This window comes from Corticibacter populi (assembly GCF_004217315.1).
GTDB lineage: Bacteria > Pseudomonadota > Gammaproteobacteria > Burkholderiales > Burkholderiaceae_C > Lampropedia > Lampropedia populi.
On record NZ_SGWR01000004.1, the window covers coordinates 172945 to 191751 of the forward strand.

Annotated in this window: 17 protein-coding genes; 12 read left to right on the forward strand and 5 right to left on the reverse strand. The window is 65.6% G+C overall.

Annotated elements, in window-relative coordinates:
• Nucleotides 1-15: 15 nt before the first annotated feature.
• Nucleotides 16-816 carry an IclR family transcriptional regulator gene (locus tag EV687_RS14875; RefSeq protein ID WP_122229569.1) on the reverse strand — a complete coding sequence of 267 codons (801 nt, stop codon included), beginning with the start codon at nt 814-816 and terminating at the stop codon, nt 16-18.
• Nucleotides 817-1029: 213 nt separating this feature from the next.
• On the opposite strand from EV687_RS14875, the gene EV687_RS14880 reads away from it, so the two are divergent.
• The 10 genes from EV687_RS14880 to EV687_RS14925 all read left to right on the forward strand — a co-directional run bounded on the left by EV687_RS14880 (nt 1030) and on the right by EV687_RS14925 (nt 10003).
• Nucleotides 1030-1728: a 3-oxoacid CoA-transferase subunit A gene (locus tag EV687_RS14880; protein ID WP_122229567.1), complete on the forward strand. Its 699-nt coding sequence runs from the start codon at nt 1030-1032 to the stop codon at nt 1726-1728.
• A gap of 28 nt (nt 1729-1756) precedes the next feature.
• Nucleotides 1757-2422 (forward strand): 3-oxoacid CoA-transferase subunit B, encoded by a 666-nt coding sequence (locus EV687_RS14885; protein WP_122229565.1) that lies wholly within the window; start codon nt 1757-1759, stop codon nt 2420-2422.
• Between the two features lie 32 nt (nt 2423-2454).
• Nucleotides 2455-3663, forward strand: a complete 1209-nt coding sequence (gene pcaF / locus EV687_RS14890; RefSeq protein ID WP_122229563.1) for a 3-oxoadipyl-CoA thiolase — start codon at nt 2455-2457, stop codon at nt 3661-3663.
• A 175-nt stretch (nt 3664-3838) separates the two neighbouring features.
• Nucleotides 3839-4648 (forward strand): 3-oxoadipate enol-lactonase, encoded by an 810-nt coding sequence (pcaD, locus tag EV687_RS14895; RefSeq protein WP_122229561.1) that lies wholly within the window; start codon nt 3839-3841, stop codon nt 4646-4648.
• Between the two features lie 80 nt (nt 4649-4728).
• Nucleotides 4729-5793 carry a cyclase family protein gene (locus EV687_RS14900; RefSeq protein WP_122229559.1) on the forward strand — a complete coding sequence of 355 codons (1065 nt, stop codon included), beginning with the start codon at nt 4729-4731 and terminating at the stop codon, nt 5791-5793.
• A gap of 48 nt (nt 5794-5841) precedes the next feature.
• The gene (locus tag EV687_RS14905) at nt 5842-6138 is read left to right on the forward strand and encodes a YciI family protein (RefSeq protein WP_122229557.1); all 297 of its coding nucleotides are present in this window, start codon (nt 5842-5844) and stop codon (nt 6136-6138) included.
• A 51-nt stretch (nt 6139-6189) separates the two neighbouring features.
• On the forward strand, nt 6190-6939 hold the full coding sequence (locus EV687_RS14910; RefSeq protein WP_122229555.1) for an SDR family NAD(P)-dependent oxidoreductase: 750 nt from the start codon (nt 6190-6192) through the stop codon (nt 6937-6939).
• 115 nt (nt 6940-7054) lie between these two features.
• On the forward strand, nt 7055-8395 hold the full coding sequence (locus EV687_RS14915) for a short-chain fatty acid transporter (RefSeq protein WP_122229553.1): 1341 nt from the start codon (nt 7055-7057) through the stop codon (nt 8393-8395).
• 113 nt (nt 8396-8508) lie between these two features.
• Nucleotides 8509-8793, forward strand: a complete 285-nt coding sequence (gene catC / locus EV687_RS14920; protein WP_122229551.1) for a muconolactone Delta-isomerase — start codon at nt 8509-8511, stop codon at nt 8791-8793.
• Between the two features lie 187 nt (nt 8794-8980).
• Entirely contained in the window at nt 8981-10003 is a 1023-nt protein-coding gene (locus EV687_RS14925; protein WP_122229549.1) for a Bug family tripartite tricarboxylate transporter substrate binding protein, read from the forward strand.
• Nucleotides 10004-10046: 43 nt separating this feature from the next.
• On the opposite strand, the gene EV687_RS14930 is transcribed toward EV687_RS14925, so the two are convergent.
• From EV687_RS14930 to EV687_RS14945, 4 genes are all read right to left on the reverse strand, one after another.
• Nucleotides 10047-10685: a 3'-5' exonuclease gene (locus EV687_RS14930; protein WP_122229547.1), complete on the reverse strand. Its 639-nt coding sequence runs from the start codon at nt 10683-10685 to the stop codon at nt 10047-10049.
• A 22-nt stretch (nt 10686-10707) separates the two neighbouring features.
• A complete protein-coding gene (locus EV687_RS14935) occupies nt 10708-11937 on the reverse strand; it encodes an ABC transporter permease (protein WP_122229545.1) in 1230 nt (409 codons plus the stop codon).
• Nucleotides 11938-11940: 3 nt separating this feature from the next.
• On the reverse strand, nt 11941-13161 hold the full coding sequence (locus EV687_RS14940; RefSeq protein ID WP_122229543.1) for an efflux RND transporter periplasmic adaptor subunit: 1221 nt from the start codon (nt 13159-13161) through the stop codon (nt 11941-11943).
• Between the two features lie 145 nt (nt 13162-13306).
• Nucleotides 13307-14041 carry a S24 family peptidase gene (locus EV687_RS14945; RefSeq protein WP_165392834.1) on the reverse strand — a complete coding sequence of 245 codons (735 nt, stop codon included), beginning with the start codon at nt 14039-14041 and terminating at the stop codon, nt 13307-13309.
• A 279-nt stretch (nt 14042-14320) separates the two neighbouring features.
• On the opposite strand from EV687_RS14945, the gene EV687_RS14950 reads away from it, so the two are divergent.
• Both EV687_RS14950 and EV687_RS14955 read left to right on the forward strand, forming a co-directional pair.
• Nucleotides 14321-16498 (forward strand): TonB-dependent receptor, encoded by a 2178-nt coding sequence (locus tag EV687_RS14950; RefSeq protein WP_122229539.1) that lies wholly within the window; start codon nt 14321-14323, stop codon nt 16496-16498.
• A gap of 118 nt (nt 16499-16616) precedes the next feature.
• Entirely contained in the window at nt 16617-18794 is a 2178-nt protein-coding gene (locus tag EV687_RS14955; protein WP_122229537.1) for a TonB-dependent receptor, read from the forward strand.
• Nucleotides 18795-18807 lie beyond the last annotated feature (13 nt).

Here is an 18807-nt window from a genome sequence, read left to right on the forward strand (position 1 = left end):
TGGATCAGGGTTCCCCTAGGAAATCGAGACTGTGCGGGAGATCGCCCGCGCTGTCTGGAGCAATGCAGGCAGCATGGTCTCGCGCATGACTTCGGCGCTGGTGCGGTTGGCCTGGCCGCTGACGTTGATGGCCGCCATCACCCGGCCTGATTGGCTGAGAATGGGCGCGGCCATGGAGATCAGGCCTTCTTCCAGTTCCTGGTCGACCAGGCACCAGCCCTGCTGACGCACGGCTTCGATGCGCGCCTCGATCTCATCGAGCTGCGTGGCGGTCTGGCGCGTCAGCGGTTGGATGTCCGAGCGACGCAGGACGTCGCGCAGTTCTTCCGGCGGCAGGCCCGCCAGCAGCACCCGCCCCAGCGACGAGCAGTAGGCCGGCAGGCGCGAGCCGACGCCCAGAGAGATGCGCATGATCTTCTTCTGCGTGGGCACGCGCATGACGTAGACCGCATCGGTGCCATCGAGCACGGCAATGGAACTGGACTCGTGGACCTGCTTGACGAGTTCGCCGATGAAGGGTTCGGCCAGATTCCAGATCGGCATCGACGACAGGTAGGCAAAGCCCAGGTCGAGGATGCGCGGCGTGAGCCGGAACAGCTTGCCGTCGGTGGCAACGTACCCCAATGTCTGCAGCGTCAGCAGGATGCGGCGCGCCCCCGCGCGCGTCAGCCCGGCGCGCGCGGCAACCTCGCTGAGCGTCTGCTGCGGCGCCTCGGCGCTGAAGGAGCGGATCACCGCCAGCCCGCGCGCAAACGACTGCACGTAGCTGTCGCCGGGTTGGGGTAAATCCTTAGAAGAATGGGGTGGGTGCGTCATTGTGGTGATTATAAAAACAGCCTAGAATTCTTTACACGAACAAATGTTCGTAATTAGAACTTTGTGGGGTTGATCGGATACCTGCCGCTTTCGAAGCGCTTGTTCCTCATCATGGCATGGGCCGTGTTGTCGGCCGCTGTGCCAGCGGCGAAAGAGGAAGAACAGGCCCCGGGCGGCGGCAGCTGGTCAGTCCCGAGCCTGGAGACCTTCACCATGATCGACAAGATCGTTCCATCCGTCGAAGCGGCGCTGGCCGACGTGCGCGATGGCGCCACCGTGCTGATCGGCGGCTTTGGCACTGCCGGCATTCCCGATGCGCTGATCGACGGCCTGATCGCGCAGGGCGCGCGCGAGCTGACGGTGGTCAACAACAACGCCGGCAATGGCGATCAGGGCCTGGCGGCACTGCTCAAGGCCGGCCAGGTGCGCAAGATCATCTGCAGTTTTCCGCGCCAGGCGGATTCCCATGTGTTCGATGCGCTCTACCGAAGCGGCCGCATCGAGCTGGAACTGGTGCCGCAGGGCAATCTGGCCGAGCGCATCCGCGCCGCTGGCGCGGGCATCGGCGCCTTCTTCTGTCCCACCGCCTATGGCACCGAGCTGGCCAAGGGCAAGGAGACGCGCGAGATCAACGGGCGCCAGTACGTGCTGGAGTATCCGATCCATGGCGATGTGGCACTGATCAAGGCCGAGCAGGGCGACCGCTGGGGCAATCTGACCTATCGCATGTCCGCGCGCAATTTCGGCCCGGTGATGGCGACGGCAGCGCGCACCACCATCGCCACCGTGCATGAGGTGGTGCCACTGGGCGCGCTGGACCCCGAGCACGTCATCACTCCCGGCATCCACGTCAGCCGCGTCGTGCCGATTGCCCGTTCCGCCACGCGTGCCGCTGGCGTCAAGGCGGCGTGATGCGACTGCCGTACCGAGGAGAACAACCATGAGCACCGAACCCCGTTACCAGCGCCGCAGCAAGGACGAGCTGGCGCGCCGCGTCGCGCAGGACATTCACGATGGCGCCTACGTCAACCTGGGCATTGGCATGCCCACGCTGGTGGCCAACCACATCCCCGCCGGGCGCGAGGTCATCCTGCACAGCGAGAACGGCATCCTGGGCATGGGCCCGGCGCCAGCGCCCGGGCATGAGGACTACGACCTGATCAACGCCGGCAAGCAGCCCGTCACGCTGCTGCCGGGCGGCAGCTTCTTCCACCATGCCGACAGCTTCGCGATGATGCGCGGCGGCCACCTCGATATCTGCGTGCTGGGGGCCTTCCAGGTCTCGGCCACTGGTGATCTGGCCAACTGGAGCACTGGCGAGCCCGGGGCGATCCCGGCTGTCGGCGGCGCGATGGACCTGGCCATCGGTGCCAAGCAGACCTGGGTGATGATGGACTTGCGCACCAAGACCGGCGTCAGCAAGGTGGTCGAGCGCTGCAGCTACCCGCTCACCGGCATCGCGTGCGTCAAGCGCATTTACACCGACCTGGCCACGCTGGCCTGCACGCCACAGGGCCTGCAACTGGTCGATACCGTGGCGGGGCTGGAACGGGCCGAACTCGAGGCGATCGTCGGTTTGCCGATTCAGCCTGTCGAGCCCATCTGAACGCCTTCATCGCCAACCTCGAGGAGACAAGCATGTCGCAAGCCCAGGCGTTCATCTGCGACGCCATCCGCACCCCATTCGGCCGCTACGGCGGCAGCCTCGCCAGCGTGCGTCCCGACGATCTGGCCGCCCACACCCTCAAGGCCTTGCTGCAGCGCAATCCGGCGCTGGATCCGGCCTGCATCGATGACGTGCTGCTGGGCTGCGCCAACCAGGCCGGCGAGGACAACCGCAACGTCGCACGCATGGCGCTGCTGCTCGCCGGCCTGCCCGAGCGCGTGCCCGGCGGCACCCTCAACCGCCTGTGCGGATCGGGCCTGGATGCCATTGGCACGGCCGCGCGCGCCATCAAGTCCGGGGAGGCCGAACTGCTGGTGGCCGGCGGCGTCGAGAGCATGAGCCGCGCGCCCTTCGTGCTGCCCAAGGCCGAGTCGGCCTTTGCCCGTGCCAACGCCATTCACGACACCACCATCGGCTGGCGCTTCATCAACCCGGCGATGCGGGCGCAGCATGGCGTCGATTCGATGCCGGAAACCGCCGAGAACGTCGCCACCGACTACCGCATCGGCCGCGAGGACCAGGACCGCTTTGCGCTGGCCAGCCAGCACAAGGCCGCCGAGGCCCAGCAGGCCGGCCTGTTCGATGCCGAGATCGTCCCGGTGAGCCTGCCGCAGAAAAAGGGCGATCCCGTCGTCTTTGCACGCGACGAGCACCTGCGTGCCACCACGCTGGAGACGCTGGCGCGCCTCAAGGGCGTGGTGCGGCCCGATGGCACGGTCACCGCCGGCAATGCCAGCGGCGTCAACGACGGCGCGGGTGCGCTGCTGCTGGCCAGCGAAGCCGCTGCCGTGCGCCATGGCCTGACGCCCCGCGCCCGCGTGGTTGCCACCGCCACGGCCGGCGTGCCGCCCCGGATCATGGGCATCGGCCCGGCGCCGGCCGTACAGAAGCTGCTGGCGCAAACCGGCCTGACGCTGGAGCGGATCGACCTGATCGAACTCAACGAAGCCTTTGCCGCGCAGGCCCTGGCGGTGTTGCGCCTGCTGGAGATCGCCGATGACGACCCGCGCGTCAACCCCTATGGCGGAGCCATCGCGCTGGGCCATCCGCTGGGCGCGAGCGGCGCGCGGCTGGCCACCACCGCCATCCACCAACTGCACCGCGGCGGTGGCCGCTACGCCATCTGCACCATGTGCATCGGCGTGGGCCAGGGCATTGCGATGCTGCTTGAAAAAGTCTGATCGTCAGCAGGTTCTTCGCGCGTCTTCAAAGTCCCGCTACGCAGCGGCATGGCGGTGCCATGCCCTTCGGCTTGCACCTGAAAGGCCGCATGCAGCGGCGGCAAGCGCGTCGAGACTTTGAACACGCCCTTGGGGCCCCGATCTTTGGTTCCGTTCGCACTGGGAGTGATTGAGCATGAGCACGACACAACTGAACACCGCTGCGGGTTCGTTCCGCATCGACCTGCAAGGCCCGGACGGGGCGCCGGTGCTGGTGTTTTCGAATTCGCTGGGCACGACGCTGGACATGTGGGCGCAGCAGGCGCAGGCCTTGCGCGAGCGCTACCGCGTGTTGCGCTACGACACCCGCGGCCACGGCGGCAGCGTCTGCAGCCCGGGGCCTTACCGTTTTGCGCAGCTTGGCCGGGATGTGCTGGCCATTCTGGATGCCCTGGAGATCAGCCACGCGCATTTTTGTGGCATTTCCATGGGCGGGCTGACCGGGCTGTGGCTGGGCGTGCATGCTGGCGCGCGCCTGCGCAGCATCGCCGTGTGCAACAGCGCTGCCAGGATCGGCGATGCGCCGGCCTGGCTGGCGCGCGCGGCGATGGTGCGCGAGCAGGGACCGCAGGGCATGCGGGCGCTGGCCGATTCGGCGCCGGCGCGCTGGTTCACCGAGGCGTTCTTGGCGACGCAGCCGGCCGTCGTGCGGCAGGCGCAGGACTGGATTGCCAGCATCGCCCCCGAAGGCTATGCGAGCTGCTGCGAGGCGCTGGCGAGCGAGGACCTGCGCGCTGCCATTGCGGGCATCGCCACCCCCACGCTGCTGGTTGCCGGCACGCACGATCCGGTGACGACCGTCGCCGATGCCGAGGCCATGCAGGCGGCCATCACCGGGGCGGAGCTGGCCTGCGTGCCGGCGTCGCACCTCTCGAACCTGGAAGCGCCAGCCGCCTTCCTCGCGGCGCTGAGCGGTTTCCTGGACCGGCAGCCGCAAGTGGCGTGAACGCGACTTCCTGCCACAGGCCTGCCGCCTCCAACCAGAACAAGCCCCCGGCAGCAGACCCAACCGATAGGAGACACTCCATGCCATCCTCGACCAATCCCCGCTGGAAGCAGCGCCCGCCCGGCTCCACCTGGGGCGACTTTGGCGCGGACGACCGGCTCGGCCGCCTGAACCTGCTGACGCCGGAGAAGGTCCGCCAGGGCGCCGCGCAGGTGCGCGAGGGCCTGCGCTTTTCGCTGAGCCTGCCGCTGGACTATCCCGGCGGCCATGCGCTCAACCCCAACCGCAAGCCGCCGGTGTTGCGTCCGCTTCAGCGCAAGGGGAGGGTCAACTTCAACTGCCTGCTGCAGGACCTGGAGCCGGGGTACACCGACGTGCTGTCGGACGACATGGTGATTCTCTCGCTGCAATATTCCACGCAATGGGACGGTCTGGCCCATGTCGGGGCCCTGTTCGATGCCAACGGCGACGGCGTGGCCGAGCCGCTCTACTACAACGGATTCGCACCCGGTGTGGACGTCGTCGGCCCTGCCGATGTGGGTGGAACCGGTGTGCCAACGCAGCGGGAGGCCGCCGTCAGCACCAGCTCTGCCGGGGCGCTGGGCATCGATGGCATGGCCGGCAATGGCGTGCAAGGCCGTGGCGTGATGCTGGACCTGCGGGCCCACCATGGCGACGCGCGCACGCTGATCGGCTACGAACAGCTGATGCGCGTGATCGAGGCTGACCGGGTCGAGATCGAGGCCGGCGACCTGCTGTGCCTGCACACCGGTTTTGCCCAGCGGGTGCTGGAGATGCAAAAGCAGCCCGATCCGGATGTCCTCAACCGCAGTTGCGCCGTGCTCGATGGGCGCGACGAGCGTCTGCTGCAATGGATCAGCGACAGCCAGGTCGCCGCCATTGCCGCCGACAACTATGCGGTGGAAGCCTATCCGGCCCGCCCCGGGGCGGCCTGCTGCGCGGCGCTGCCGCTGCACGAACACTGCCTGTTCCGGCTGGGCGTGCACCTGGGCGAGCTGTGGCACCTGACGCCGCTGGCGCAATGGTTGCGCGCACACGGCCGCAGCCACTTCCTGCTGACGGCGCCGCCGCTGAACCTGCCGGGTGCCATCGCCTCGCCGGTGACGCCCGTGGCCACGGTCTAGACCTTGTTGGCGCCTCCCCGCTGACAACACCTTCCAGGAGCAACCCCCATGCCCTTCATGATCGAGACCTTCGACAAGCCCGGCCACCAGGCGGTGCGCCAGCAGCACCGGGCCGCACATCTGGCCTTTTTGGATGTGAACAAGGAGTTGCTGCTTGCCTGCGGCGCCAAGCTGCACGACGACGGCAGCGACCTGGGCGGCGGCCTGTATGTCGTGGCACTGGAGAGCCGCGCGGCGGCCCAGGCCTTCATAGAGGCCGACCCGTTCTTTCAGGCCGGCCTCTTCGAGACCGTGCGCATCACGCGCTGGCGCAAGGCCTATGTGGCCGGCACCTGCCACCTGTGACCCCGTGACCTCCGCTTCTGTCCCCGCAGTTTCCCGACCGAGAGATTCCAGATGCCGTCTTCCACTGCTTCCCCCGAACCGTCCACGCTTTCGCGCGCCCGGGTGCTGATCACCGGCGGTGGTGCCGGCATCGGTGCCGCCACGGCCGAGCGCTGTCGTGCCGACGGTTATGAGCCCGTCATCATCGATCGCGTGGTCGACCATGTGCCCGGTGGCATCCGGGCCGACTTGAGCGACCCCGAAGATACCGAACGCGCCCTGCAGCTGGCCCTGCAGGATGGCCCGATCACCCGCCTGGTCAACAACGTCGGGGTGGTCGTGCCCAATGACGCCGCCTCGCAGACCCTGGCGGAGTTCGACCTGGCGCTGTCGGTGAACCTGCGCTGCGCCTTCCAGTGCATGCAGGCGCTGCTGCCGGGCATGAAGCAGGCCGGGTTCGGCCGCATCGTCAACATGTCCTCGCGCGCCGCGCTGGGCAAGGAGCTGCGCACCGCCTACGCCGCCACCAAGGCTGGCCTGAACGGCATGACGCGCGTGTGGGCGCTGGAGCTGGGGCCGTTCGGCATCACGGCCAACGCGGTCGGCCCCGGGCCGATCCGTACCGCACTGTTCGACAAGGCCAACCCGCCGGGCGCGCCGCGCACGCAGAAGATCGTCGATGCCATTCCCGTCAAGCGCATCGGCACGCCGCAGGATGTGGCGCACGCCGTCTCTTACCTGCTCGACGCGCGCAGCGGCTTCGTGACCGGGCAGGTGCTTTATGTCTGCGGCGGCATGACCGTGGGAGTCGCCAGCGTCTGAGGCCCGACGCCGAGCGTCCCATTTTCCATGGGGGCCCGGCCTGCGGGGCGATCCCTTTTCCCATCCATCGTTCAAGAACCGATACCCAACCATATCTGACAGGAGACCGGCAACCATGTCGAAAATCACCGCTTTCTTTACGGAGCTGATGCGCAAGTATCTGCCCGATCCCTTTGTTTTCGCGATCATGCTCACGCTGCTGACGATGGCGCTGGCCTTTGCCGTGGAGCAGCGCCCGGTCAATCTGGTGGTGGAGGACTGGGGCAAGGGCTTCTGGAGCCTGCTGGGCTTCACCACGCAGATGGCGGTGATTCTGGTCATGGGCTACGTGCTGGCCGCCGCGCCGGTGGTCAACCGGTTCCTGGACAAGATCGCCAGCCGCGTGCACACGCCGCGCCAGGCCATCATCGTGGCGACCGTGGTGGGCTGCGTCGGCAGCTACCTGAACTGGGGCTTCGGCCTGGTGATCGGCGGCATCATGGCGCGCAAGCTGGCCCTGCAGGTCAAGGGCGTGCACTACCCGCTGATCATTGCCTCGGCCTACACCGGCTTCACCATGTACAGCCTGGGCTTCTCGGCCACCATCCCGGTGCTGATCTCCACCAAGGGCCACAGCTTCGAGGGCGCGATGGGCCTGATTCCGCTGACGCAGACCATCTTCTCCGCACCCATTCTGCTGACCAGCCTGGCGGTGCTGATCGCGCTGCCGCTGCTCAATGCCGCGATGCATCCCAAGCAGGGCGAGAAGATCGTGGAGCTCGATCCTGCCGTGGCCGCCCGTGAGGACAAGCCCGCCGCCGGCGCCGGCGATCTGCTGGGCGACGAGAAGACCCTGGCCTGGCGCCTCAACAACAGCCGCCTGCTGAGCCTGCTCATCGGCCTGTGCGGCATGGCCTATGTGGCGCTGCACTTCTACAAGGGCGGCAACCTGGACCTGAACATGATCAACTTCTTCATCCTGTTCCTGGGCGTGTTGCTGCTCAAGACGCCGATGCAGTATGTCGAGAAGGTCAACGAAGGCGTCAGGACCATTGGCGGCATCATCCTGCAGTTCCCGTTCTATGCGGGCATCATGGCCATCATGCATGGCTCGGGGCTGGTGGAGTCGATCGCGCACATCTTCGTCAACATCTCCAGCGTCAACACGCTGCCGCTGTGGGGCCTGGTCAGTTCCTTCGTGATCAACTTCTTCGCCCCGTCGGGCGGCGGCCACTGGGTGCTGCAGGGGCCGTTCATGATCGATGCGGCGCACACGCTGGGCACTTCGCAAGCCATAACGGCCATGTCCGTGATGCTTGGCAACGGCTGGAACGACCTGGTGCAGCCGTTCTGGATCCTGCCGGCGCTGGCCCTCTCGAAGCTCAAGCTCAAGGACATCATGGGCTACACCGTGGTCTCGATGCTGCTGGTGGGCGTGATCTATGCCATCACCATGGTGATCTGGCCTTTGCTGTAAGAGCCTGTTCACGAAAAGATCGTCAACAGGTTCTGAAGGCCGGCGCGCCATCTTCCATCCCCTTTGTTTCTTGTTCGTTGTTGTTCCTTGTTGTTCCGATAGGAGTTGCATACATGCTGTACTTGGTTGAAATGATCGTCCAGATCCCCCACACCCTCGATCCGGCCCTGGTGGCCAAAATCAAGCAGAAGGAGAAGGAATACTCGCAGAAGCTGCAGCGCGAGGGCAAGTGGCGCCATATCTGGCGCGTGGTCGGCGAGTACGCCAACGTCAGCGTCTTCGACGTGGCAAGCAACGACGAGCTTCATGCGCTGCTCAGCGCACTGCCGCTGTTCCCCTACATGCAAATCTCTGTGAAGCCGCTGGCCAACCACCCATCGTCCATCGTGCAGGAGTAACTGTTCACGAGCTGAGCTGGTTCCCGGAACCGGCACGGCCTCGGGCCCAAGGCGCCGCACAAGAGCGCCTGGGCCGGGTGGCAGGCACAGCCACCGCCCGCCGATGAAAGTCCGTTCGTGCCGGAGCCGCCAGAGTGCGGGCCGGGCACGACCGTTTTCACCACCACCAGAAAAGAGGAGACAAACCATGTGGTCATTCAAATCCCATTTGCCAGCACGGTCCCGCCGGGGCTTTCTGCACAAGGCGCTGCGCGCGTTGACGGCGGGCGCAGCCTTGCTGGCCAGCTTGCCTGACGCGGCGCAGGCGCAGGACTTTCCGACCAAGCCCATCACGCTGATCGTGCCTTTCTCGGCCGGTGGCACCACCGACATCCTGGCACGCGTCATGGCGCAGTACCTGGGTCGCGAACTGGGCCAGAGCGTGGTGGTCGACAACCGCGCCGGCGCGGGCGGCAACATCGGCGCCCAGGCTGCGGCACGCGCCCCGGCCGATGGCTACACGCTGTTCATGGGCACGGTGGGCACCCACGCCATCAATGAAAGCCTCTACAGGACGCTGCCCTACGATCCGGTCAAGGACTTCCAGCCACTCTCGCGCGTGGCGCTGGTGCCCAACCTGTTGGTGGCCAACCCGCAGCAGCCCTACAGGACGGTGGCCGAGCTGATTGCCCACGCCAAGGCCCATCCGGGCGAGATCAACTTCGGCTCGTCCGGCAGCGGCAGCTCGATCCATCTCTCGGGCGAACTGTTCAAGCAGCTCGCCGGCGTGGACATGCAGCACATTCCCTATCGCGGCAGCGCACCGGCGGTCGCCGATCTGCTGGCGGGCCAGGTCCAGATCATGTTCGACAACATGCCCTCGGCCATTCCGCATGTGCGCTCGGGCCGGCTGGTGCCGCTGGCGGTGACGACCGCCGAGCGCTCCGCCGAGTTGCCGCAGGTGCCCACCATCGCCGAAGCGGGTGTGCCCGGCTATGAGGCCACCTCCTGGTTCGGTCTGTTCGTGACGGCCGGCACGCCCGAGCCCGTGGTGCAGCGCCTGCACGCGGCCATCGTCAAGGGGCTGGGCGACCCCAGTGTCGTCGGCAAGTTCGCCGAGCAGGGCGCACTGGCCCATCCCGAATCGCCTGAGGCGTTTGCCGCCTTCATCGATGCCGAGGCGCGCAAGTGGAAGGGCGTCGTCGAGGCCTCCGGCGCCAGCGTCGATTGATCCGGTCTTGATCCGGCTGGCCCCTGCGGGCGGATGCCGGCACTCAGGCCGGCTTCGGCAACGCTGCCCGGGCCTGCCGTGCCAGCGCTACATGGACGCACAGGCTGGCATAGGCATCGTCGGCGGCATAGCTTTGCTGCGCCGCCGAAAGCGTGCGGGCGGCCCAGTTCGAGGTGGTGATCTTGCGCGACTTGGGCAGGTAGCGCCCCAGCACGATGGCCACCGCCGTCTGCAGGCCGACCGGCTGCCGGTAGCCGAACTGCCGCAGGGCCCTGGCGAGGTCCACGCTGCCGCGCAGCACCACGCCCAGCTTGCGCTCGAGTGGCGCGCGGTCCGAATCCAGTCCGAAGCCGACCTTGACCAGACTGGCCGAGGCAATCAGCTCGGCCAGCAGCGCCTGGCTGACGGCGGCTTCGGGCCGGAACAGAAAGGCCGCATCGGCGGTGGCGATCTGCACCAGGTGCGGGCCGTTGGCGGGCCGGCCGGCGACGAACTGTGGTTTGCTCTCGGTGTCGAAGCCCAGCTGCGTGGCTTGCACAATGGCGCTGCGCGCGCGTTCGACGTCGCTCGCGGTCTGCACCACGCAGATCTGCGCCGGCGCCAGGCCGGCGAAGCGTGGCAGGGCGCGCATGGCTTCCTTGCTGGGGCGGGCGCGTTCGATGCCGGAGGCTTGCTGGTTCATGTGTTTGCGGGTGGGCTCGACACTAGCTGCGGATGGCCTGCACCGGCGCCAGGCGCGCGGCGCGGCGCGCCGGCAGCCAGGCCGCCACCAGACCCACCAGCAGTGCCATCGCGGCGGCGTCCAGTGCAGTGGCGACCGGCAGGCTGGCGCCATGGAAGATGCTGTCGCTGGCGGCGAAATGCGCGGCCACGGCCAGCATCAGCGCGGCCAGCGCAATGCCGGCCAGCGCACCGCCCAGGCCGAGCAGCGCTCCTTGCAGCAGGAACACCGCCATCATGCGGCGGGCGCTGGCGCCCATGGCGCGCAGGATGCCGATCTCCTTTTGCTTTTGCACCACGCTGACCACCAGCACGCTGGCGATGCCCAGTGCGACGACGAGGACGATGAAGCTGCGGATCAGGTCGTTGGAGGAGGCCTGGCTGCGCAGTGCGCGCAGCAGCTGGCTGTTGGTGGTCATCCAGCTCTCCACCGTCAGGCCGCTGCGCTGGCGCAGGCGCGTGGCAATGGGTTCGGCGGAGAAGATGTCGGTCACGGCCACGTCGATGCTGGAGGCGCCGCCGGCGATGTCCAGCAGCGACTGGGCCATCTTCATGGAGGTGAAGACCCAGCGGCGGTTGAGGTCGCGCACGCCCATGTCGAAGAGACCGGTGATGAGCAGCATGTCATTGCGGCCGTCGGCGGTGCGCAGGAACACCTTGTCGCCCACCGTGGCGCCGAGGTCGTCGGCCAGGTCGGTGCCGATGATGGCGTGGTTGCCCGCCAGCGCGAACGGGCCGCGCACCATGTACTGGTCGACTTTGACGATGCGCCGGTAGCGTTCGGGCTCCACCCCCATGATGGCCACCGAGCGGCTGGCGCGTCCGCGCACCGCGAAAGCCGGTCCGCTCGCCAGCGGCGAGGCGGCCGCCACGCCGGGCAGGGATTCGGCCAGCGCCAGCATCTGCGGCCACTGGTCGATGGCGCGCAGGCGCTGGGTGCGTGGCTCGATCACGCTGCTCGCTGCCGCGGCCGGCGCATCGGGAGCCTGCGGCAGCGCGCGCTGGTTGGCCTCTTCGAGCGGTCGCATCACCACATGTGCCTGGCTGCCGAGCACGCGCTCGATCATGCTGGCCTCGAGCTGGGCCATCAGCACCGAGAGGAACACGATGATGGCCACGCCGGCGGTGATGCCCGCGAGGATCAGCGCGGTCTGCACGCGGCCCTCGCGCAGAAAGCGCAGCGCCACCATCGGCACGAAAGGCAGGCGCAGCATTGCCTATGTTCTTTCATTTGGCGGCCGTCGTGGCCGCAGCCACTGGCCGGCCCGCGCGTTCGCCTGCGGCGGCACGACCCATTCGCCTTCCTGCAGGCCGGCGGTGATTTCCACCGCGCCGATGCCCTGCAGCCCGGTCTGCACCGGCACCCGCACGGCGCGGCCGCCACGCAGCGCCAGCACCCAGGGCGCGGCGCTGCCGGCATCGTGCAGCAGTTCGGCCGGCAGCACCAGCGCGTCCTCGCGCCGGCCGATGATGATCTCCACCGAGGCGGTCATGTCCGGCCGCAGGAAAGCGGGCGGCGTTGGCACGCGCAGGCGCAGCTCGACGGTGCCGCGCTGCGCATCGACGGCCGGCGAGATGTGATAGAGCTCCGCGTCGAAGGGCTGCTGGGCAAAGGCATCGGTGATGGCGCGCGCGGGCATGCCCTCGTGCAGCAGGCGCAGGTTCTTCTCGTCGAGCGTGGCGTAGATGCGGGTCTCGCCCAGCGCGGCCAGACTCAGCAGCGCAGTGCCGGCCTGCGCGACGTCGCCGGGTTCGGCCTCGCGGGTGAGCACCAATGCATCGACGGGCGCTGTCAGCGTCAGCAGCGCGCGCTCGGCACGGGCCTGCTCCAGCGCCGCCTCGGCCTGGCGTCGTTGCGCCAGCGCCAGTGCATGGCGTGCGCCGCCGGGCTGGGTGGCCTCCCACTGCGTGCGGGTGCTGGCCAGCTGGGCCTGGGCATTGCGCAGCGTGCGCTCGGCGGCATCCAGGCTCGATGGCGCGTAGAAGCGCTGCGCAACCAGCTCGCGGGTGCGCTGGTGTTCGCGCTCGGCCAGCTGCAGGTCGGCCTCGGCCTGCCGCAGTGCCTGCAGCGCCACCGGCTCGCTCAGCCGCAGCAGTTCATCGAGCTCCAGCCGGGCCTGCTCCAACCGCGTCTGCGCCAGTGCCAGCGCGGCCTCGGCATCGGTGGCGCGCAGCTGCACCACCGGCTCGCCGGCGCGCACACGGTCGCCCTCGCGCACCGGGATGGCATCGACGATGGCCACCACCTGGCTGCCGATGGCCATGCGCGCCGGCGTGGTGATGCGACCGGTGGCCACCACGCTTTGCACCAGCGGCTGGCGCTGCACCTGCACGGCTTCGACGCTGCGGCCGTTCCATTGCCAGAATGCCGCCAGCGCGGCCAGCAGCAATATGGCAGCGAGCCAGAGCCAGCGGGTTTGGGTGATGGGAATGGGCATGGACCGTGTCAAAGCGGGACGGCCTTCGCAAGCTGGGCTGGACCGATGGTGCGTGCAGTCGCGATACCAGATGCAGGTGGTTCACCGGCCCGGCGAGCAGGGGCAAAGATCCATTATAGGAGCCCATAGCAAAGCCGTTGGCTGCCTAGAACAGGCTGCCGCGCCAGACGACCCTACCGATGACGTCGGCGGTATCGCGATGCACTTCTATGGCCTTGAAGATCGGGTTGTCACTCATCAGCCGCAGGCGTCCGTCCAGTTCGTTCTGGATGCGTTTGATGAGTAGGGTGTTCTGGCTGCGCAGGGCGTAGATGTCCCCATCGATGATGTTTCTCTCGGTGATGTTCACGAGCACTGTGTCGCCATGGAGGATGGTGGGGGCCATGCTGTTGCCCGCCATGTATAGCCCTGCGACGCTATCGGCGCTCATGCCGTGCTGGCCGAGCCAGAAACGGCAGAAACCCAGGCCCGCGACGTTCTTCGGCGACATGGGGATTGCGTTGTCACCCGCGTTGTCGGCGACTGGTTTGCGATCGGCATACAAAGGCAAGCGCGTAAGGCTGCGGATGCTCTCGTCCAGATCCAACTCCAGAGCCTGTGTCGGGGCTTCCGGCTGAGGGTCGCCCTGGCCCGTCATCAGCCATTCAAGGCTGACCTGGGCTGCTTGCGCCAGCGCGATCAGCACTTTTCTCGTGGGCTGCCCACCAGCCAGATAACGCTGAAAACCACTCTGGGATACCCCCGCACTCTTTGCCAGCGAGTTGACGCTGCCCATCTTGTCGGCCAGCAAACGCAACCGGGCAATGAAATTCTCGTCCGCGTCATCGATTGTGTGCTCGGCGGTGAATGCTTGTGTGCCGGAATTCTTTATGGAAGTCACTCTCATGCCTTATAAGGTTATAAAAAAACTGTATAGGGATCATGTTTGCTTATCAAACGTGTTAAAGCATAATTTAATCTCTTTGTTAGAGCATGTTATACGTTATAGAGTTTATTTTATCTCTATAAGGTTTTTCTGCAAGTGGTTTTTTGTATGCACAGCCAGCGTCTCAGTCAGTTCGGGGTCGGATGGGTTGTTGAGTGGTCTGGCAACCCCCTTGAACGGCTCCGGGCCTGACGTGGCCCGGCTGTATCTCTTCTATTGATTTGGAGCAACACGATGATCCCCATGTTACCGGGACAAGCGCCTAAAAAGCCGAACCTGCTGGTGCAGGTCCTATTGCTGACATTGCCGGCACTCGCATGGGCGCAGGCTGAAGGTGATGTGCCGGTCGATGAGGCCATTGAGCTGGAGGCGGTGAAGATCACGGCCGAGCGGCGTGAGACGGCGTTGCAGAAGACGCCGGTGTCGGTGGGCGTCATCGGCGGGCAGGCGCTGGAGAAAACGGGTTTTCAGCATTTGTTCGACATCGAGAAGAACGTGGCCGGGGTGTCCTTTTTCAAAGGGGCGTCAAACCAGCAGTCTTCCATCATCATCCGCGGGGTCGGCACCACCAATCAGGGCTATACCCAGGCGGTGGGCGTCTATGTGGACGACGTGCCGCTGGCGCGTTCGGTGGCGGCGGGGCAGTGGGATTTGCCGGACCTGGAGCGTATCGAGGTGCTGCGCGGTCCGCAGGGCACCCTGTACGGGCAGAACTCCACGGCTGGCGCGGTAAGAATCATTTCCCGTAACCCGACGGATGAAAAAGTCGGCTGGGTGTCCGCAGGGCTGGGCAATTATTCGTCCCGCGAGGCGCGGGGCTACTTTGCCGGACCGCTCAAGGAAGGCTTGCTGGCGGGCAGCGTGGCATTCTCGTACCGCAAGCGCGACGGCTACGGCACCAACCTGTCCACGGGCGATGACATCTACGGCGCCGATGTGGCGCAGGGCCGCGCCAAGCTGCGCTTGACGCCGGGCGGCGGCTGGGATGCGGTGCTGGCGATCGACGGGCTATTGGATAAATCCGACAACGGCACCAATGCCACGCCGCTCAATTACGGCAATACCGCGCCGCGCGACACCTGGGCCGTCCAGGACCTGACCCAGAGCAAGCTCAAGCGCGGCGGCGCCAATCTGCAGATCAGCAAGGCCATCAGCGACGATCTGCGCCTGCGCTCCATCACTTCGTACCGCGCCTACAAGCACGACCCCGATTACATGGACATCGGCGGCCTGCCCAGGTACAGCAACACGTGGCATCAGACCGTCGAGCAGGACGTGTTCTTCCAGGAGTTCCAGTTGCAGGGGGACTGGGGCGACAGGCTGTCCTATACGGCGGGCGTGCTGTACCAGAGCGAGAACTGGCAGAACAACAACTGGAGTTACCGCGGCCTGGCCGATGGCGTGACCATCAACCGCCAGCTGGCCAAGACCGAGTACGACACCAGCGACGTCGCGCTGTATGGCCAGTTCGACTATCGCCTGACGGACAAGTGGAGCCTGACCGCCGGGGCGCGTTACTGGCGCACGTCGCAGACCTATGACGGCAGCGCCTACAACCTGGATGAGAACCTTCAGGAAGTCAGCGAGCGATTCTCCGTCAGCGGCCTGAAGAAGACTTCCTCCGGCGTCACGCCGCGCCTGACGCTGGGTTATCAGTGGACGCCCGAAACCTACACCTACGCGAGCTATACCAAGGGCGCCAAGTTCGGGGGGCACAACCGCAGCGCGTCAACCGCGCAGGTGGCATCAGTGGCCGCCAACCCTGAGAAGGTGACGGCCTATGAACTGGGCGTGAAGAATTCCGCCTTCAACAACCGGCTGCAGGTCAATGCCGCCATCTTCTACAACGACTACAAGGATTATCTGGCGTCCGTCTCGAATCCAACGATCAATGGGGTGCTTTACAACGGCTCGGTGCTGACCAACGCGGCCAAGGCCGAAACCTATGGCGCCGACATCGAACTGCGCGCCAGATTGACGCGCAGGCTCGACTGGAATGTCGCGCTGTCATACGTACATACGGAATTCAAGGATTTCGGCTATGGCGGGGAAAGCTATGTCGGCAATCACCTGACCTATGCGCCCGAATACTCGGTCGTGACGGGGCTGAGCTATGTACAGCCACTCGCCAACGGCGATGAATTGAGCATTTACGGCTCTGTGCAGCACACGGCCAAGCAGTATTCGGACGAGGGCAATACCGAACGCGGCACCATTCCCCGCCGCACCAATGTGGACATCGGCGCGGATTACCGCTTCGCCGGTGGCCACTGGACGGCTGGCGTGAAGGTGCGCAACCTGCTGGACAAGGACCAGATTCTGCTCAAGAGCTACATCCCCGTGTACGGCATCGAATCGTCTGCCTACGACGCGCCGCGCACCATCGTCGCGACGCTGCGGTACGACTTCTGAAGTCGCAGAAGCCGCGCACACCCGTCCATTGAAAGCCTGGATAGGGGGCCGTGCGAAGCCCCTTGTTGCCAGCGCCTGACATTTGAATATTTCTTTTTACCTTTGTCCGGGAAACCAAATGAACCAATATTTCCAAGGCCGGCAGCCCTTGCGGCTAAACCTGTTCGCGCAGGCGATGTTGCTGGCATTTCCTGCGATTGCGCTGGCGCAGGCGCAGGCCGACAACGATGAGGCGCTGGAGCTGGAGGCGGTGAAGATCACGGCTGAGCGGCGCGAGACGGTGGTGCAGAAGACGCCGCTGACGATTGGCGTCATCGGTGCGGACGAGCTGGACAAGACCCAGTTCCAGCACCTGTTCGACATCGAAAAGAGCGTCGCGGGCGTGACTTTCTACAAGGGCGCAGCGAACCAGCAGTCGAACATCATCATCCGCGGCGTCGGCACGACGAACATGGGCTACACGTCGGCAGTCAGCGTGTATGTGGATGATGTGCCGCTGATCCGTGGCGGCGCTGCTGGTCAGTGGGATCTGCCGGACATCGAACGCATCGAGGTATTGAAGGGACCGCAAGGAACGCTTTATGGACAGAACGCGTCTGCCGGCGCGGTGCGCATCATTTCCCGGGATCCCAATGACGAGAAGATTGGCTGGATTTCCGCCGGGTTGGGGAATTACTCGGCGTTTGAGACACGGGGCTACTTCTCTGGCCCGCTAAAAGAAGGTGTGCTTGCAGGCAGTTTGGCGTTTTCGCACAAGCAGCACGATGGCTATGGCAAGAACCTGACGACGGGCGAAGACATCTACACGCAGGATGCGACACTGGGGCGTGCCAAGTTGCGCTTGACGCCAGGTGGTGGATGGGATGCTGTGCTGGCCGCGGATGCATTGTTGGATGAGTCCGACAACGGCACCAAGAGTCCGCAAAACTATGGCAACAGCAGCAATGTACGCGACAGCTATTCCTTAAAGGACCTGAACGGCAAGCTCAGGCGGGGAGGTTTGAATCTGCGGGTGAGCAAGGAGTTGAACGGGGGAGCGATCGTACGCTCCACGACGGGCTGGCGCTACTGGAATCACGATCCTAGTCCGATGGAGCATGGTGGTCTGCCGCGCATCAGCCAAGATAACGAAAACATCTGGCATCAGCGGATTTTCTACCAGGACGTGCAACTGGTCGGGGACTGGGGTGAGCGGCTTTCCTACACGGCGGGCCTGAACTTCACCAGGGAATATTTCGAGAATGACGTCTTCAGCCAGACCAGCGCCGATGGCGTCAACATCAACCGCGCCAGGCGCGTGACGATTTTCGACACCGATGACATCGCCGCCTATGGCCAGTTCGACTATCGCCTCACTGACCGGCTGACGCTGACCGCGGGTGCGCGCTATTGGCGTAGCGAACAGGAGTACGACGGCGCGTCCTATACGCTGGATGCCGACCGGCAGGTGGTTGCCCAGTCGGTGGGCGTGAGCGGCCTGAAAAAACGCTCCAGCGGCGTGACGCCCCGGCTCACGCTGGGCTACCAGTGGACACCCGATGTGTATGCCTATGGCAGCTATACCGAGGGGGCCAAGTTCGGTGGCTACAACCGCAGCGCGTCCACGCAGCAGGTGGCCGTGGTGGCCGCCGACCCGGAAAAGGTCAACGCCTATGAGCTGGGCATCAAGACCAGCAGCTTCGACCGCCGCTTGCAGGTCAACGGCACCCTGTTCTACAACGAGTACAAGGATTACCTGTCCACCATCGGCAATCCCGTACTCAATGGCGTGCAGTACCAGGGTTCGGTACTCACCAATGCGGGCAAGGCGGTGACTTATGGCGCCGAGCTGGAAGTGCGCGCCCGCCTCACGCGCGCGCTCAACTGGAATTTCAACCTGGCCTATCTGGAGTCTGAGTTCAAGGACTTCCTGAACCCTTCCGGCAGCGCCGCTGGCGACTACACCGGCAACAAGCTGCCGTTTGCGCCCAAGTACACGCTGTCCACGGGGCTGAGCTACACGCTGCCGTTCGCCAATGGCGGCGAGCTCGATCTGTTCGGGTCGGTCCAGTACATCTCAGAGCAGGAAATCGACGCGGCCAACACCAATGGCCAGGAAGTGCCCAGCCGCACGAATGTGGATATCGGCGCGAACTACCGCCTGCCTGGCGGCAAGTGGACGGCGACCCTGCGTGTGCGCAACTTGTTCGACCGCGACCAGATTCTGCTCAAAACCTACACGCCGCTGTACGGCATCGAGTCGGCCGCCTATGACATTCCGCGCACCTTCATCGTCGGCCTGCGCTACGACTTCTGATGCCGCGCCATAC

Excerpts from the sequence above, each read along its gene's own strand:
- EV687_RS14955 (WP_122229537.1), top strand. The coding sequence starts at position 16,617 with ATGAACCAATATTTCCAAGGCCGGCAGCCCTTGCGGCTAAACCTGTTC.
- EV687_RS14905 (WP_122229557.1), top strand. The coding sequence starts at position 5,842 with ATGCCCTTCATGATCGAGACCTTCGACAAGCCCGGCCACCAGGCGGTG.
- EV687_RS14885 (WP_122229565.1), top strand. The coding sequence starts at position 1,757 with ATGAGCACCGAACCCCGTTACCAGCGCCGCAGCAAGGACGAGCTGGCG.
- EV687_RS14930 (WP_122229547.1), bottom strand. The coding sequence starts at position 10,685 with ATGAACCAGCAAGCCTCCGGCATCGAACGCGCCCGCCCCAGCAAGGAA.
- EV687_RS14880 (WP_122229567.1), top strand. The coding sequence starts at position 1,030 with ATGATCGACAAGATCGTTCCATCCGTCGAAGCGGCGCTGGCCGACGTG.
- pcaF (WP_122229563.1), top strand. The coding sequence starts at position 2,455 with ATGTCGCAAGCCCAGGCGTTCATCTGCGACGCCATCCGCACCCCATTC.
- EV687_RS14925 (WP_122229549.1), top strand. The coding sequence starts at position 8,981 with ATGTGGTCATTCAAATCCCATTTGCCAGCACGGTCCCGCCGGGGCTTT.
- EV687_RS14935 (WP_122229545.1), bottom strand. The coding sequence starts at position 11,937 with ATGCTGCGCCTGCCTTTCGTGCCGATGGTGGCGCTGCGCTTTCTGCGC.
- EV687_RS14900 (WP_122229559.1), top strand. The coding sequence starts at position 4,729 with ATGCCATCCTCGACCAATCCCCGCTGGAAGCAGCGCCCGCCCGGCTCC.
- EV687_RS14915 (WP_122229553.1), top strand. The coding sequence starts at position 7,055 with ATGTCGAAAATCACCGCTTTCTTTACGGAGCTGATGCGCAAGTATCTG.
- pcaD (WP_122229561.1), top strand. The coding sequence starts at position 3,839 with ATGAGCACGACACAACTGAACACCGCTGCGGGTTCGTTCCGCATCGAC.
- EV687_RS14910 (WP_122229555.1), top strand. The coding sequence starts at position 6,190 with ATGCCGTCTTCCACTGCTTCCCCCGAACCGTCCACGCTTTCGCGCGCC.
- EV687_RS14950 (WP_122229539.1), top strand. The coding sequence starts at position 14,321 with ATGATCCCCATGTTACCGGGACAAGCGCCTAAAAAGCCGAACCTGCTG.
- catC (WP_122229551.1), top strand. The coding sequence starts at position 8,509 with ATGCTGTACTTGGTTGAAATGATCGTCCAGATCCCCCACACCCTCGAT.
- EV687_RS14875 (WP_122229569.1), bottom strand. The coding sequence starts at position 816 with ATGACGCACCCACCCCATTCTTCTAAGGATTTACCCCAACCCGGCGAC.
- EV687_RS14940 (WP_122229543.1), bottom strand. The coding sequence starts at position 13,161 with ATGCCCATTCCCATCACCCAAACCCGCTGGCTCTGGCTCGCTGCCATA.